Genomic DNA, 14,548 nt, shown 5'->3' on the forward strand with positions numbered 1-14,548 from the left:
CTCCTTGTGTGTGAGGGTGAGTTGAGGGCGGCGGACGGATCAGAAGTTGCCGAGGCCGCCGCAGACGTTGAGGGCCTGCGCGGTGATCGAGGCGGCCGTGTCCGAGGCCAGGTAGCCGACGAGGCCCGCGACCTCCTCGGGCGTCGAGTAGCGGCCCAGCGGGATCTTCGACTGGAACTTCTCGAGGATGGCGTCCTCGGTGGCGTTGTAGGCGGCGGCGTACCCCTGGCGCACCCGCTGGGCCATCGGCGTCTCGACGTACCCCGGGCAGACCGCGTTGACGGTGACGCCGGTCGGCGCCAGCTCGTTGCCGAGCGCCTTGGTGAAGCCGACGACGCCGTGCTTGGAGGCCGAGTACGGGGCGCCGAGGACGACGCCCTGCTTGCCTGCGGTGGAGGCGATGTTGATGATCCGGCCGCGGTCCTTGTGGCGCAGGCCGCCGGTGGTCAAAGCCTCGCGGGTCAGCCGGAAGACCGAGTTGAGGTTGGTGTCGATGACGTCGTGCCACAGCTCGTCGTCGATGTCGGCGGTCACGCCGCCACCCGAGCGGCCGGCGTTGTTGACGAGCACGTCCACGGTGCCGAAGCGGTCTACGGCCGCCTGTACGAAGGCTCGGGCGTCGTCGGAGGAACGGACGTCCAGGGTGGTGCCGTCCACCTCAAGGCCCTCGTCCTGGAGCTGCTTGACGGTCTCGGCGACGTTGTCCGCGTTGCGGGCGCCGATGAACACCTGGTGGTTCTGCGTGGCCAGAAGACGGGCGACGGCCAGGCCGATCCCGCTGGTGGCGCCGGTGACGAGGGCGACGCGCTTGTCCTGCTGCGACATGGCTTGCTTCTCCAATGGACAGAGAGAAATAAGGAGGGGGGAAGGGGGCAGAGAGCCCCCGGCCGCCGGACGGCACGCATCGTCGTGCCGTCCCGGCGCCGGCGGAGCGGTTCAGGCGCCGACGAGGTCCCCGAGGTAGGTGTTGATCGCGGCGACGAGGGTGCGCGGGGTGGGGTTCTCCGCGAAGACGTCGTCGTCGAGGGAGATGCCGTACTCGCGCTCGATACGGCCACCGGTCTCAAGGAGCGCCAGCGACTCGTAACCCAGCTCCTCGAAGTCCGTGTCGAGGATGTCGCTGTCGAGATCGACGCCCTCTTCGGCGCCGGCGCCCTCCAGCAGGATGCGCTTGAGGTCGTCGATGGTGAATTCCTGGGCGGACATGGGGTCTCCTTCGTGAAGTGTTCGCGCCGGGTGCGCGGGTGCGACGGCAAATGGGGGGGGCGCCTCCCGCGGCTGCGGGCCGGCGTCCTGGCAGGTGCGGTGGCTCAGTCGAGCGAGCGCACGACCACGGCGGAGTTGAAGCCGCCGACGCCACGGGCGAGCACCAGCGCGGTCTGCACCGACGCGGTGCGCGGCTGGCCCGTGACCAGGTCGATGTCGTACTCGGGCGACAGCTCGACGTTGGTGGTCGGGGGGATCAGGCCCTCGCGGATGGCGAGGACGGCGGAGACGACGTCGACCGGGGCGGCACCGGAGTACAGGCGGCCGATCATGGTCTTGGGCGCCGTGACCGGGACACCGGACGGCCCGAACACCGCGATGATGGCGTCGGCCTCCTCGCGGTCGAGGCTCGGCGTGCCGGCCGCGTCGGCGAAGACCACGTCCACCTCGTCGGCCGAGACACCGGCGTCGGCGAGCGCGACCTCGATGGCGCGGCGCAGTCCGGGCTCGCGCCCGCTGCCCGGCTTCGGGTCGAAGGTCGAGCCGTAGCCCGCGACCTCGCCGTAGATGTTCCCTGCCCCGCGCTCACGCGCCGTCCGCTCGTCCTCCAGGATGATCAGGGCGCCGCCCTCACCTGCCACATAGCCGTTGGCGTCCTTGTCGAAGGGCAGGTAGGCGCGCTCGGGCCGGTCGCTGGTGGACATCCGGCCGCCGGCGATCTGCGCGACCCAGCCCCAGGGGCAGACCGACGCGTCGAAGCCGCCGGAGAAGATCAGCTTGCTGCCCTTGCGGATCTGGCGACGGGCCTGGGCGATGGCGTCGAGGCCGCCGGCGTGGTCGCTGACGACGACGCCGCTGGGGCCCTTCATGCCGTTGCGGATGGAGATCTGGCCGCTGTTCACGGCGTAGAACCAGGCGAAGGACTGGTACGCGGAGACGTACTGGCTGCCCTGGCTCCACAGCTTTTGCAGCTCGTTCTGGCCGAACTCGAAGCCGCCCGAGGTGGACGCGGTCACGACGCCCATGTCGAACTCGGGGATGTCGTCCGGCCTGACCCCCGCGTCCTCGAAGGCGCAGTCGGCGGCGACCAGGGCGAGCCGGGTCATCCGGTCGGTCTGGGGCAGCAGCCTGCTGGGCAGGTGCTCGGAGGCCTCGAAGCCGCGTATCTCACCCGCAAGTTGGGACGGGTAGGACGAGGCGTCGAACCGCGTGATCCGGTCGATCGCGTTCTTGCCGACCCGGGTCGCGGCCCAGAAGTCGTCCACGCCGAGCCCGTTGGGGGTGGCCACGCCGATGCCGGTGATCACTGCCTTGGCGCTCATGCCGCGCTCCTTTCCGGGCGGGCCAGCACCATCGCGCTCTGGAAACCGCCGAATCCGCTGCCGACTGTCAAGACCGCGTCCGTACGGTGCTCCCGCGCGGTCAGCGGCACATAGTCCAGGTCGCACACCGGGTCGGGGGTGTGCAGGTTCGCGGTGGGCGGTACCACGTTGTTCTCCATCGCGAGGATCGACGCGGCGATCTCGATGGAGCCGATGGCGCCCAGCGAGTGCCCCACCATCGACTTGATGGAGCTGACGGGAGTGCGGTACGCGTGCTCGCCGAGGCTCAGCTTGAACGCGGCCGTCTCGTGGCGGTCGTTCTGTTTGGTGCCGGAGCCGTGCGCGTTGATGTAGTCGATCTGCTCGGGGTTCATCCGCGCCTCGGCCAGGGCGACGTTGATCGCCTCCGACATCTCGCGGCCGTCCGGACGCAGACCCGTCATGTGGAAGGCGTTGCAGCGCGAGGCGTAGCCGGCGATCTCGGCGTAGATGTGCGCGCCGCGCTTCTTGGCGCTCTCGTACTCCTCCAGGACGAAGGCGGCGCTGCCCTCGCCGAGGACGAAGCCGTTGCGGGTGCCGTCGAAGGGGCGGGAGGCGTGCTCGGGGTCGTCGTTGCGCGGCGTGGTCGCCTTGATCGCGTCGAAGCACGCCATGGTGATCGGCGAGATCGGGGCGTCGGTGGCGCCGGTGATCATGATGTCGGCGGTGCCCTCGCGGATCAGCTCGACGGCGTGGCCGACCGAGTCGATTCCGGAGGTGCAGCCGGTGGAGACGACGGTGGCCGGGCCCTCGGCCCCGACCGCCCAGGCCACCTCCGCCGAGAACGAGCTCGGCACGAAGTAGTTGTACAGGTGCGGCACCGCGTAGGTGTGGTCGACCTCGTTCAGCTTGCCGTCGTTGCTGACCACGCGGTACTCGTCGTCGAGACCGGTGGTGGCGCCGACCGCGGAGCCGATGGTGACCCCGGTGCGGTGCGGGTCGAACCCGGCGAGGTCGAGACCGGAGTCGGCCAGCGCCTCGCGGGCGGTGACCACGCCGAACTGCGCGGCGCGGTCCATGCGGCGGATCTCCTGCGGGCTCAGCCCGTGCAGCTCCGGGTCGAAGTCGGCCTCGGCCGCGACCTGGGAACGGAAGGAGGACGGGTCGAAGAAGGTGATCCCCCGGGTCGCCGTGCGTCCTTCGCTCAGCAGACTCCAGAAGTTCTTGGCGCCGATCCCGCCCGGCGCCAGCACTCCCACCCCAGTGATTACTACTCGGCGGCCCACGAGCAAAGGCCTCCTCTCGTGTCAGTGGTCATGTCGGTGGCGGACGGCATCACCGCGAGGCCGTCCAGTCGTAGAAGCGGGTGGCCATGGCGTCGGCCGGCGAGCGCCAGGTGGCCGGGTCGTAGGCCTCGATGAACGGCTTGAGGTCCTGGCTGATCCCCACGAACCGGGGGTCCGTCTTGGCCTCCTCGATCAGCTCTCCGCCGTTGTCGCCGTCGAAGTCCTGGAGGTGGAAGTACAGGCCGTTGTACGAGAACAGCTGACGGCGCCGGGTGCCCATGCGGTGCGGCATCTCCGTCTGGTCGAACTCGCCGAAGAGCTTGGCGACCTGGGCACTGGACTCGACGTCCATGCGGGCCACGATCAGGGTGCTGTGCAATGTCTTTCCTCTTCCGTGGGTGTGGGGCGCTGTCAGGCGGCGGGGGCGAAGAGGCGGACGAAGTCCGCCACGCCCGCCGCGATCAGTTCGTCGATCTCGAAGTCCGCAAGCGGCAGGGCGCCGTGGAACGAGCGCTGGACGACGCTGCCCGCGACCAGCTGCGTGAACCGGCCGGCGGCGTGGTCCGCGTCGGGGATGTCAAGCAGCCCCGCGTCGGCGAGCCGCCGCAGCCGTCGGGCCAGCTCGCGCTGCGCCTGGCGCGGGCCGGCGGTCTGCCACATCTCCAGCACGCCGGCCGGCAGGCGGGTGGCCTCCGCGCCGAGGTGGCGGACGATGGCGAAGTGCTCGGGGAAATCGGCGAGCGGGGTCAGCCAGGCCCGGCCCAGGGCGGTGAGGTCCGCCACCAGGTCGGTGACATCGGCGAGATGGTCCTCCGCGATGACGGTCCCCGCGGCGGCGACCGACGCGGCGCTCTCGAGCAGGACGGACAGGAGCAGCTGCTCCTTGTCCTTGAAGTAGTGGGTGACGGTGGCCGGTTCGAGTCCGGCCTCCTGGGCGATGTCCTCGATGGTGGTGTGGTTCCAGCCCTCGCGGGCGAAGACGGCGCGGGCCGCCCGCACGACGTCCCTGCGCTCCTCCGCCGGCCCTGCCTGGGGCGGCGCGATGGTTGCCTGCGGCGTAGCCATGGTGTGTTCCTCCGTTGACGTGCTGGTCGGACGGTGTCGGGCCGGTCAGTCGGCCAGGGGCCGGCCGAACCAGCGCTCCAGGGCCATCGGCAGGTCGTGGTTGCTGCCGGGCGCCGCCCAGGCGATGTATCCGTCGGGGCGGATCAGCACGGCGGTGGTGCCCGCGAGGCCGCTCGCATGGGAGAGCGGGCCGGTGCTCGCGGTGACGATGTCGACCCGGTCGGACCAGCCGGCGGCCCGGGCCCGCAGCCTCGGGTTGTCGTCGAGGTCGAGCAGTACGCCCCGGGCGGCGTGCAGCAGTTCCGTGCTGGACGTGGTGCGCCTGGCCGTGGTCAGTTCCAGGTGCGGCATGCGCTTGCCGAGCAGCGGGTGGCTGCCGGATCCGACGTCGTAGGTGATTTCCAGGCCGCTGACCATGGCCGTCAGGTGCTTGGCGACGTCGTCGTACTTGATGAGCTCGCTCAGTACGTCCCGCAGCGGCTGGACCTCGGGGCCGCTGAGGAAGAGCAGGCCCTGCGCCTGGGTGTTCATCAAAAGCCGCTCGCCGACCTTGTGCCGCTCGCTGTGGTAGGTGTCGAGCAGGGTCTCCGGGGCGGTGCCCTTGACGACGGCCGCGAGCTTCCAGGCCAGGTTGACGGCGTCCTGGATGCTGGTGTTCATGCCCTGGCCGCCGGCCGGCAGGTGGATGTGCGCGGCGTCGCCGGCCAGGATGACGCGGCCGCGCCGGTACTCGGTGACCTGACGCGTGGCGTTGCCGAAGGCGCTGACCCAGACGGGCTCCGCCGCCGAGATGTCCTCCCCGGTCAGACGCTTCCAGGCGTCGGCGACCTCGTGCCAGGACGGCGGGACCTCACGGCGCTGCGGCGGGGTGCCGCGTTCGCAGACGATGATGCGGGTGGTGCCGCCGGGCAGCGGGCCCACCATGACCATGCCGCCGGGCAGCGTCTCGCCGATCATGCGCGTCTTGAGCTCGACGCCCTTGATGTCGGCGAGGAACATCTCCATCGTCGCGGGGGTGCCGGGGAAGTCGAAGCCCGCCGCCTTGCGGACCAGGCTGCGGCCGCCGTCACAGCCCACCAAGTAGGGGGCGCGCAGGGTGTGTTCACCCTTGGGGCCGCGCACCTTCACCGTGACGCCTTCGCCCTTGTCGGTGATGGACAGGACTTCGTGGCCGCGCCGGATGTCCGCGCCCAGGCTGGTGGCCCACTCCTCCAGATGCGTCTCGGTGGCCGACTGCGGAACGGACTTCGCGGCCTGCCGGGCGCCCTCCAGGATGGAGAAGTCGATCGGCAGCCCCCCGAAGTGCCCCAGGTCGCTCGTCTCGACGTCCCCGAAGCGCGGCAGGATGCCCCGCTGGTCGAAGATCTCCATCGTGCGGGCGGTGAAGCCGAGCCCCCGGGACTCCCCGGTGCGCTTCTCCAGGCGCTCCAGGACGACGACTTCGACCCCCGCGAGCCGCAGTTCGCCCGCCAGCATCATTCCGGCGGGGCCCGCGCCCACGACAATCACCGAAGCGTCCATGTACCTCTCCTTGGCCATCTAGGGATTCCTGCAAGGGCGCCGCGACGAAAACGCGTCACGCACCTGGGGAGTACACGCGGTCCAACACACAACCGCGGAAGCTAGGAATGAGCTTCTTCGCCCGGCAAAGGGAGTTCAAGGGGCGCCCGTTCAAGACGGTGCGGTGTTTCTTCACGCATTGGTGGTGCGCCCACAGATACGTCCGGGGAACGTCATGAGAAGTACAGAACTCCCGGCCCCCACCCCAGAACCCGGGCCGAGCCCGCGCCCCGCTCCCTGACCCTGCCCCGGAGCGGGAGGAAAACACCCTGCGTCAAGGATGTGTGCGCCGAGTAAATCGCGGGCCGGATTTCTGCCGCCCTTTCGGGAAACAGTCTTTCTTCCGCCCCTCGCGATTTCCCGCACAATTCCAGGCGCCGGCGCGGATTGTTCGGGGAGTTCCCCACCGTTCGCGTTCGCGTTGGCGTTGGCGTTGGCCTCGGCGTTGTTGTTCTGGGCCGGCCCTGCGTGAATCGGCGCATGCTCATGGGGGTTACGGTGTTGTACGCCAATTCGTACGGCCGCCAGAAGTCACCGTCTGCGAAGCCCCAGGGCGTCTGCGGGTCGTGCGTGGCTGGTCGCGCAGTTCCCCGCGCCCCTGACGGGGCTGGTGCCGGCCCGGACCGGCGGCCTCGGTCCATGGGGTGGGGTGGAGCCCCGGGCCGGCGGGTGGGCCGGGGCTCCGTTAAGGGGGGGTCAGTCCTTGATTTCGCAGATGGTGGCGCCGGATGAGACCGACGCTCCGACCTGCGCGGCGAGCCCCTTGACCGTGCCGGCCCGGTGGGCGTTGAGGGGCTGTTCCATCTTCATCGCTTCCAGGACCACCACGAGGTCGCCCTCCTTGACCTCCTGGCCCTCCTCGACGGCGACCTTGACGATCGTGCCCTGCATGGGAGATGCCAGGGTGTCCCCGGACGCGGCGGAGCCGGCCTTCTTGGCCGCCCGCCGCTTCGGCTTCGCGCCGCCCGCCGCGGCCGTACGGGCCAGCGTCATACCCAGCGAGGACGGCAGGGAGACCTCGAGGCGCTTGCCGCCGACCTCGACGACGACCGTCTCGCGTCCCGGCTCCTCATCTCCTCGCGTGTCGGCGGTGGCCGTGAACGCGGGGATGTCGTTGACGAACTCCGTCTCGATCCACCGGGTGTGGATGGTGAAGGGGTCGGCGGTGAAGGCGGGGTCGGTGACCACCTTGCGGTGGAAGGGGATGGCGGTGGCCATGCCCTCGACCGTGAACTCCGCCAGCGCCCGCGCGGCCCGCTGCAACGCCTGCTCACGCGTCGCGCCGGTCACGATGAGCTTGGCCAGCAGGGAGTCCCACGCGGGGCCGATGACCGAGCCGGACTCCACGCCCGCGTCCAGACGCACACCCGGCCCCGAGGGCGGCGCGAACAGCGTCACGGTGCCCGGCGCGGGCAGGAAACCACGGCCCGGGTCCTCGCCGTTGATCCGGAACTCCAAGGAGTGCCCGCGCATGACCGGGTCGCCGTAGCCCAGTTCCTCACCGTCGGCGATACGGAACATCTCCCGCACCAGGTCGATGCCGGTGACTTCCTCGGTGACCGGGTGCTCGACCTGGAGACGGGTGTTGACCTCAAGGAAGGAGATCGTGCCGTCCGCGCCGACCAAAAACTCCACCGTGCCCGCGCCGACGTACCCGGCCTCGCGCAGGATCGCCTTGGACGCGGCGTACAGCTGCGCGTTCTGCGCCTCGCTCAGAAACGGTGCCGGGGCCTCCTCGACCAGTTTCTGGTGGCGGCGCTGGAGCGAGCAGTCCCGGGTGGACACGACGACCACGTTGCCATGGGTGTCGGCCAGGCACTGCGTCTCCACGTGCCGGGGCTTGTCGAGGTAGCGCTCCACGAAGCACTCCCCCCGCCCGAACGCCGCGACCGCCTCACGCACCGCGGAGTCGTACAGCTCGGGGACCTCCTCCAGGGTGCGGGCGACCTTCAGGCCGCGTCCGCCACCGCCGAAGGCCGCTTTGATCGCGATGGGCAGGCCGTGTTCGCGGGCGAACGCGACGACCTCGTCCGAGCCCGATACGGGGTCGGGGGTGCCCGCGACCAGAGGCGCGCCGGCGCGCTGGGCGATGTGACGGGCCGCGACCTTGTCCCCCAGGTCGCGGATGGCCTGCGGGGGCGGGCCGATCCAGGTCAGGCCCGCGTCCAGGACCGCCTGGGCGAACTCGGCGTTCTCGGAAAGGAATCCGTATCCCGGATGGACCGCGTCGGCCCCCGAGTCGGCCGCGGCCGCGAGCACCTTGGCGATGTCGAGATAACTGGCCGCCGGGGTGTCACCGCCCAGGGCGAATGCCTCGTCCGCTGCCCGGACATGCAGAGCGTCCCGGTCCGGATCGGCGTAAACGGCAACGCTCGCGATCCCGGCATCCCGGCAGGCCCGGGCAACACGGACAGCGATTTCGCCTCGGTTGGCGATGAGCACCTTGCGCACGATAAGTCACTTCTCCTGAGGGTCGAAACCTGGAGGCATCCTGACCGCGCGGAACTTCAGGGGTCAACGCCACCGGATACAGAGCTTGGTCAACTCGAGCCCGGGGCGCACCTGTTCAGACGTACCGACGCGTCGGCGGCCCGACCTCCTCCTCGGAAGCCATCACCGCCACCATGACCCCACCCGACGGCAGGGCCTGCATCAGCCGCCCACGGGCCGCCACCAGCCGCGCGGCGCCCCCGAGGGACATCACCCCGGCCGCGTGGGCCGCCGCGATCTCCCCGATGGAGTGCCCGGCCAGCACGTCCGGACGCACACCCCACGACTCGACCAGACGGAACAGCGCCACTTCGAGCGCGAAGATCGCGGGCTGTGTGCACTCCGTCCGGCCGAGCAGGCTCTCGTCATGGCCGAACACCGCGTCCCGCAGGTCGCGCCCGCCGACCGGACCGACTGCCGCGCACACCTCGTCGAAGGCCGGCGCGTAGGACGGAAAGGTCCTGTACAGCTCGCGCCCCATGCCGGCCCGCTGGGATCCCTGCCCGGTGAACAGGAAGGCCGTACGGCCCTGAAAAACCGACCGGCCTGTTCCCTCCGCCCCCGCGACCGACGCGAGGCCCGACGCCAGCTCGTCCCGCCCAGCCGCCACCACAACGGCGCGGTGTTGTTCGTGGCAGGTTGGGGTCGCAGCGAGCGGGCCGGCTCCGGACCGAACGCCCGTTCCTCGGCGGCCCGTTGACCGGCGCGGGAGCGCAGCGCCTCCAGCCTCGGGGCGGACAGTACGTAGGGAAGCGCGGGAAGCGACGGACCAACCGCCTCCTCGCGGGCCCCCGACCCGGGGCGTACCTTCTCCAGTTCGGACCTGAGCATGACTGTTTCTCCCCCCGGGCCCGCGAGGGCGGTCGTGATGTGTGACGGTGCGGGCGCTCGGGGCCTCACGGGTGTCCGAGGCGGAACCCCACGCCACGGACGGTGATGATCCAGGTGCTCGACCCGAGCTTGTTGCGCAGGCTGCTGACATGGGTGTCGATGGTGCGCCCCGGACGTGACCAGGAGTCGTCCCAGACCTGGGTCATCACCTGCTTGCGCGAGATGACCGTCTCCGGCTGGCAGGCGAGCAGATGCAGCAGGTCGAACTCCTTGCGGGTCATCTCGACGGGCTGCCCGTCGAGAAGGACCTCGCGGGTGCCGGCGTCTATGCGCAACGGGCCGTGCGTGATGACCTGTTCGAGGATCTGCTGCGGTCTGACCCTGCGCATGACGGCCTCCATGCGGGCCACCAGCTCCCGGAAACCGTACGGCTTGACCATGTAGTCGTCGGCGCCGGCCTGGAGGCCGAGCACCCGGTCGAGTTCGGAGTTGCGCGCCGTGAGCGCGATGACCGGGGTGTCGGACATGGCACGGATGCTGCGGCAGACCTCCAGGCCGTCGATGTCGGGCAGATCGAGGTCGAGGACCACCAGATCCGCGCTCCGGTAGGACTGGAGCGCCTTGGCTCCGGTCGCGACGCTGTCGGCTTGATAACCCTGGCGGCGCAACCCCTGCACCAACGAATCGGCGGCGCGGGTCTCGCTCTCCACCACGAGTACGGACAGGGACTCACGGCGCGGGTGGATTCCCGGATCCGCCCGCCCCGTCGGCACGGCGCGCTCCGCCGGGAACAGGGCCGAGGCCACCTGCCGCACCGGGACCTCCCGGAAACCGTGCGGACGGGACCCCGCGGGCGCGAGTACCTCCGTTGACGACCGAGACATCTGATCTCCCCCATGTCCACGCTGAGCGCGCCTAGCGAGTAGGTGGCCCGAGATTACAAACCGGAATGCCGGTTTGTCAAAGGGTCAACCGAGTGCCGCCGGGCGTCGCACGGCTCTCCATGGAGCGCCTGATCGAAGGCGGAAATCGGCCACTCGGGCAAGGCGGGGATGAGCCCTGGGGGCCCCACCTGCGCTGCTCCCGCCCCTGCCGGGGTTGAGCGCCACACAAATCACCCGGGTCACAATCCGGACAACTCGGATCTGACGGTGGAAGAAATACCGGGGTGTTGGTTTGATATTTACACGCAGCTCGCCCGGGGAGAGCCGCCCAAGCGCCGAGACCGGACACGCCGGTCCACGGAACAAGACGGCATCGGGAGCCACTTGTGACCAAACAGGAGCGGGCCACCCGTACCCGCGCCGCCCTCATCCACTCCGCCGCCAGACTGTTCGAAGAGCGCGGCTACCTGAAGGCAGGGCTCACCGAGATCAGTGCGGGTGCGGGCGTCAGCCGGGGGGCGCTGACGTTCCATTTCGAGACCAAGGCCGCCGTGTCCGGCGCGGTGGAGGACGTCGCCATCCGGGCCCTGCGCCGCGCCGCGCGGCAGGCCTCGCAGAGCCAGGACAACTCGCTTCAGGCCATGATCGACATGTCGCACAGCTTCGCGTACCTGATGAACGACGATGTCGTCGTACGGGCCGGCTACCGGCTCAACTGCAACGCCGACCTGCGTTCCGGGCTCAACCTCCGTCAGCAGTGGCAGAGTTGCGTCCAGCAGCTGGCCGGTCTCGCCGCGGACGAGGGCTCGCTCAGGCCCGAGGCCAGCCAGGAGGCGCTGGTGACGACCGTGGTGGCCACCACCACCGGCCTGGAAGTGCTCAGCTGGCGCAACAGCGCGTGGCTCTCGCGCTATTCGCTCACGGGGTTCTGGCGGCAGCTGCTCAGCGCCGTGGCCACCCCCGGGGCCCAGGCGAGCACCGACCCCAACGGGACCGACGCCGTCCTCGACAAGCTGGCGTCGATCCCCCGCCAGTACGGGCCCACCCCGGCCCGCAGCGCCCCCGCCGACCCGCACGAGGCAACACTCTGACCGGACCGCCCACCCCCGGCCACGCCCGCGGGGAGGCAACAACCTGGGCTTTGGCGACCGCCGCACTGACCCACCCGGGTCGACGCCCTGACCGCCCGGGTCGGCGCCCTGACCGCCCGGGTCGGCGCCCTGACCGCCCGGGTCGGCGCCCTGACCGCCCGGGTCGATGCCCTGGTCGCCCGGGCGACGTCCTGGCCCACCTGAGCGGTGGCCGAACCTCCCGGGCCTGCGCCCTGGCCTACGCGGCCGGTGCCGCCCCTCCACGTCTGGGCGCCCGCACCATCAGGGCCGACTCCCCGGCCTACGTGGCCGGCGCCCGCACCTCCCGGGCCGACTCCCCGGCCTACGTGGCCGGCATTCACCCCCCGTGGCAGGCGCCGGGCCGTGGCATGGCCCCGGACACGGCCGGAGGTGTCCCACGGGTGGCCACGAAACCAACCGAAGGGTTCAAGCCAGCCCGGCCACGGGGCCGCACCGGCCCCCTCCCGCATCCCGCCCACCTCCCCACTGACCCCGTCTGCCCCGGTATTCCCCCTGCCCAGGGGTGCGGCTGCACGAAAACCCTTGACAAACAGTCCGGCCGGTTTGTTATTTTCATTGCCGCTTCGAGCCCTGCTTCGGCGGCCACCCGGCAATCCGGCCCGACCGCCGGGCCGCAGCACTCCGTCAGCACACGAGTGAGGCTGAACCATGGACACATCCACCCGGCCGGCCGGTCAGCCCGGCCTCGGGCTGCTGGAGGCCGTCGTAGGCCAGGGTTTCGCCGCCGCCCTCCAGGACGGCCTGAGCCGTACGGCCTCTCCGCACGGCGGCGCCGCACGCGGCACGCGAAGACGCGCGGAGGCCGCGCACCGCCCGGCCGGTCCGGTCGAGGGCGTCCACTCCGGCCCGCCCCGCGACGGCACCCCCGGAGTTCCGACGCTGCCCGAGGCCGGCGCCATCCTGCGCCGCTTCGAGGAACGGCTGCTCACCCTGGCCGAGCCGGGCCACGTTCTCGATCCGGACAGTCCGGCCGCGCGCGCCGCCTGTCTGGCGTATGCCCGGCGCGTCCTCGCGGACGCCCGGGAGATCGCGGGCGGCCGGGCCGTCTCGCCCGCCCCGCTCGGCCCGGGCCTGCCTTCCCTCGCCCCGTCGCTGACCGCGGCCGTCGGCACCCTGCTGATCGAATGCGCCGTCCAGCACACCCTCGCGCGCTCCGGTCCGGCGGCGACCGGGTCCCACATGTCCGCGCTCGTCCAGTCGCTCGGGGAGGCCCTTCGGCGGCACAGCGCGGCATCGGCCGGCACCCCGAGCGCGCACGACGCGGTGTGGCGTGAACGGCGCAGGCTGGCCCAGGAGATGCACGACGAGCTCGGCGCCCATCTGTCCCTGGCGCTGCACCACCTCACCATGGAGACGGGCCACGCCAAGGACCCGACCGGGCATCTCACGGTCGTCGCGGCCAGCGTCCGCTCGGCGCTCGGCCACACCCGCGATCTGATCACCGGTCTGCGCGAGGAGACGGCCGTGCCGCCGTTGCGGGAGGCCGTCGAGGCCTTCGCCGCGCAGGCCGCACCCGGCGGCGCCCGGGTCACCTTCAGCGCCACGGGCAACGAGAGCCTGGTGCCCGATGCCTGGCGGCGCGAACTCTTCCTCGCCGTACGCGAATGCCTGCGCAATTGCTTCGCCCACGCACAAGCGCGGACGATCACCGTCACCAGTCGCGTCACGCGTCAATGGACGCACGTCAGCGTCACGGACGACGGGGTCGGCTTCGTGACCACCGCGCCCTCGCGCGAGCAGGGGCAGGGGTTGCGGAGCGCCGCGGAGCGGGTCGAGGATCTGGGAGGCCGCTTCACCCTGGTCAGCACCCCGGGGCAGGGCACGCGCGTTGACCTGCACGTACCTCTGCGTGTACGCCCGTAGCCGGCGGCCCGGCCCGGCGGGCGCGTCCTAGTGCGCGTCCCGGGGCGCGTCCTGGGGCGCGTCCTGGGGCGCGTCCTGGGGCGCGAACGCGCCGGCGTGGTCCCGTGCCCAGGTCGCGTACGAGGTCGCCGGGCGGCCCGTCAGTCGGTGCACCGTGTCGTCCACCTCCCGCTTCGCTCCGGCCAGTTGACGCTCGGCACTGTGCAGCAGGGCCTCGACGACGGGGCCGGGATAACGGCTCGCCCAGTGCTCCCTCGCCCGGTCGGGCCCCAATTCCTCGAATTCGACGGGCCTTCCCAGCACCTCGGCGAGCTGCTTCGTCTGCTGGGCGGCGCTGAGGGCGTCGGGGCCGGTCAGGGTGTAGGCGCGGCCTTCGTGCCCGGGCTCGGTGAGGGCCACCGCCGCCGCCCGCGCGATGTCGCGGGGATCGACACCGGCGTTGGGGGCGTTACCGTACAAGGCCCGGACGACGCCCTCCGCCCGGATCGTCGGCGCCCAGGAGAGAGTGTTGGACATGAAGGACCGGGGACGCAGAAACGTCCAGTCGAGCCCGGAGGCACGGATGGTGTCCTCCGCGTCGCGCTGCCACGTGGTGATGAAGTCGTCGGCGAGCGGATCACGGACCGCGGCGGCCGAAAGCTTGACCAGATGACGTACACCGGCGGCCCGTGCCGCCGTCACGAACGCGGCGTCGTCCCCGCCGCCGACACGGGTGGTGACGACGAAGGCCGCACGTACGCCGCGCAGGGCACGCACCAGGGACTCCTGGTCCGCGTAGTCACCCGCGACGACCTCGTCGGACGCGCCGGCGCACGTGACGCGCCGGGGATCGCGGGCCATGACGCGCAGCTGTTCACGGCCGGAGAGTTCGCCGACCACCTCGCGACCGACCGTGCCGGTCGCACCTGTTACCAGAATCATCATTATTT

General features: G+C 71.1%; 12 protein-coding genes and 1 pseudogene. 2 read left to right on the forward strand and 11 right to left on the reverse strand.

The features are described 5' to 3' along the window. Window positions 1–39: 39 nt before the first annotated feature. The 10 genes and pseudogenes from fabG to ABR738_RS17620 form a co-directional block, all read right to left on the reverse strand. Window positions 40–825, reverse strand: a complete 786-nt coding sequence (gene fabG, locus ABR738_RS17575) for a 3-oxoacyl-ACP reductase FabG (protein WP_350230927.1) — start codon at window positions 823–825, stop codon at window positions 40–42. A 111-nt stretch (window positions 826–936) separates the two neighbouring features. Continuing rightward, window positions 937–1,206 (reverse strand): acyl carrier protein, encoded by a 270-nt coding sequence (locus tag ABR738_RS17580; protein ID WP_350230928.1) that lies wholly within the window; start codon window positions 1,204–1,206, stop codon window positions 937–939. Window positions 1,207–1,310: 104 nt separating this feature from the next. Next, complete coding sequence (locus tag ABR738_RS17585) at window positions 1,311–2,528, reverse strand: ketosynthase chain-length factor (RefSeq protein ID WP_350230929.1); 1,218 nt, start codon at window positions 2,526–2,528, stop codon at window positions 1,311–1,313. Further along, complete coding sequence (locus ABR738_RS17590; RefSeq protein ID WP_350230930.1) at window positions 2,525–3,799, reverse strand: beta-ketoacyl-[acyl-carrier-protein] synthase family protein; 1,275 nt, start codon at window positions 3,797–3,799, stop codon at window positions 2,525–2,527. The genes ABR738_RS17585 and ABR738_RS17590 overlap by 4 nt, the downstream gene beginning before the upstream one ends. Before the next feature lie 43 nt (window positions 3,800–3,842). Continuing rightward, a complete protein-coding gene (locus tag ABR738_RS17595) occupies window positions 3,843–4,172 on the reverse strand; it encodes a TcmI family type II polyketide cyclase (RefSeq protein WP_350230931.1) in 330 nt (109 codons plus the stop codon). A gap of 32 nt (window positions 4,173–4,204) precedes the next feature. Beyond that, entirely contained in the window at window positions 4,205–4,858 is a 654-nt protein-coding gene (locus ABR738_RS17600; protein ID WP_350230932.1) for a TetR/AcrR family transcriptional regulator, read from the reverse strand. A 45-nt stretch (window positions 4,859–4,903) separates the two neighbouring features. After that, entirely contained in the window at window positions 4,904–6,379 is a 1,476-nt protein-coding gene (locus ABR738_RS17605) for an FAD-dependent monooxygenase (protein WP_350230933.1), read from the reverse strand. A gap of 735 nt (window positions 6,380–7,114) precedes the next feature. Then, entirely contained in the window at window positions 7,115–8,869 is a 1,755-nt protein-coding gene (locus ABR738_RS17610) for an acetyl/propionyl/methylcrotonyl-CoA carboxylase subunit alpha (RefSeq protein ID WP_350230934.1), read from the reverse strand. Between the two features lie 136 nt (window positions 8,870–9,005). Further along, window positions 9,006–9,530 (reverse strand): annotated as a pseudogene (locus ABR738_RS17615) (acyltransferase domain-containing protein); the annotation flags it as partial. A gap of 274 nt (window positions 9,531–9,804) precedes the next feature. Then, window positions 9,805–10,554, reverse strand: a complete 750-nt coding sequence (locus ABR738_RS17620; RefSeq protein WP_350230936.1) for a response regulator transcription factor — start codon at window positions 10,552–10,554, stop codon at window positions 9,805–9,807. A gap of 455 nt (window positions 10,555–11,009) precedes the next feature. On the opposite strand from ABR738_RS17620, the gene ABR738_RS17625 reads away from it, so the two are divergent. Then, window positions 11,010–11,714: a ScbR family autoregulator-binding transcription factor gene (locus ABR738_RS17625; RefSeq protein WP_350230937.1), complete on the forward strand. Its 705-nt coding sequence runs from the start codon at window positions 11,010–11,012 to the stop codon at window positions 11,712–11,714. A 690-nt stretch (window positions 11,715–12,404) separates the two neighbouring features. Then, entirely contained in the window at window positions 12,405–13,619 is a 1,215-nt protein-coding gene (locus tag ABR738_RS17630; RefSeq protein ID WP_350230938.1) for a sensor histidine kinase, read from the forward strand. Between the two features lie 27 nt (window positions 13,620–13,646). On the opposite strand, the gene ABR738_RS17635 is transcribed toward ABR738_RS17630, so the two are convergent. Next, window positions 13,647–14,540 carry an NAD(P)H-binding protein gene (locus ABR738_RS17635; RefSeq protein ID WP_350230939.1) on the reverse strand — a complete coding sequence of 298 codons (894 nt, stop codon included), beginning with the start codon at window positions 14,538–14,540 and terminating at the stop codon, window positions 13,647–13,649. Window positions 14,541–14,548: the final 8 nt, after the last annotated feature.

Origin of the sequence: Streptomyces sp. Edi4 (assembly GCF_040253615.1) — a bacterium.
GTDB lineage: Bacteria > Actinomycetota > Actinomycetes > Streptomycetales > Streptomycetaceae > Streptomyces.

Excerpts from the sequence above, each read along its gene's own strand:
- ABR738_RS17630 (WP_350230938.1), top strand. The coding sequence starts at position 12,405 with ATGGACACATCCACCCGGCCGGCCGGTCAGCCCGGCCTCGGGCTGCTG.
- ABR738_RS17600 (WP_350230932.1), bottom strand. The coding sequence starts at position 4,858 with ATGGCTACGCCGCAGGCAACCATCGCGCCGCCCCAGGCAGGGCCGGCG.
- fabG (WP_350230927.1), bottom strand. The coding sequence starts at position 825 with ATGTCGCAGCAGGACAAGCGCGTCGCCCTCGTCACCGGCGCCACCAGC.
- ABR738_RS17585 (WP_350230929.1), bottom strand. The coding sequence starts at position 2,528 with ATGAGCGCCAAGGCAGTGATCACCGGCATCGGCGTGGCCACCCCCAAC.
- ABR738_RS17635 (WP_350230939.1), bottom strand. The coding sequence starts at position 14,540 with ATGATTCTGGTAACAGGTGCGACCGGCACGGTCGGTCGCGAGGTGGTC.
- ABR738_RS17605 (WP_350230933.1), bottom strand. The coding sequence starts at position 6,379 with ATGGACGCTTCGGTGATTGTCGTGGGCGCGGGCCCCGCCGGAATGATG.
- ABR738_RS17580 (WP_350230928.1), bottom strand. The coding sequence starts at position 1,206 with ATGTCCGCCCAGGAATTCACCATCGACGACCTCAAGCGCATCCTGCTG.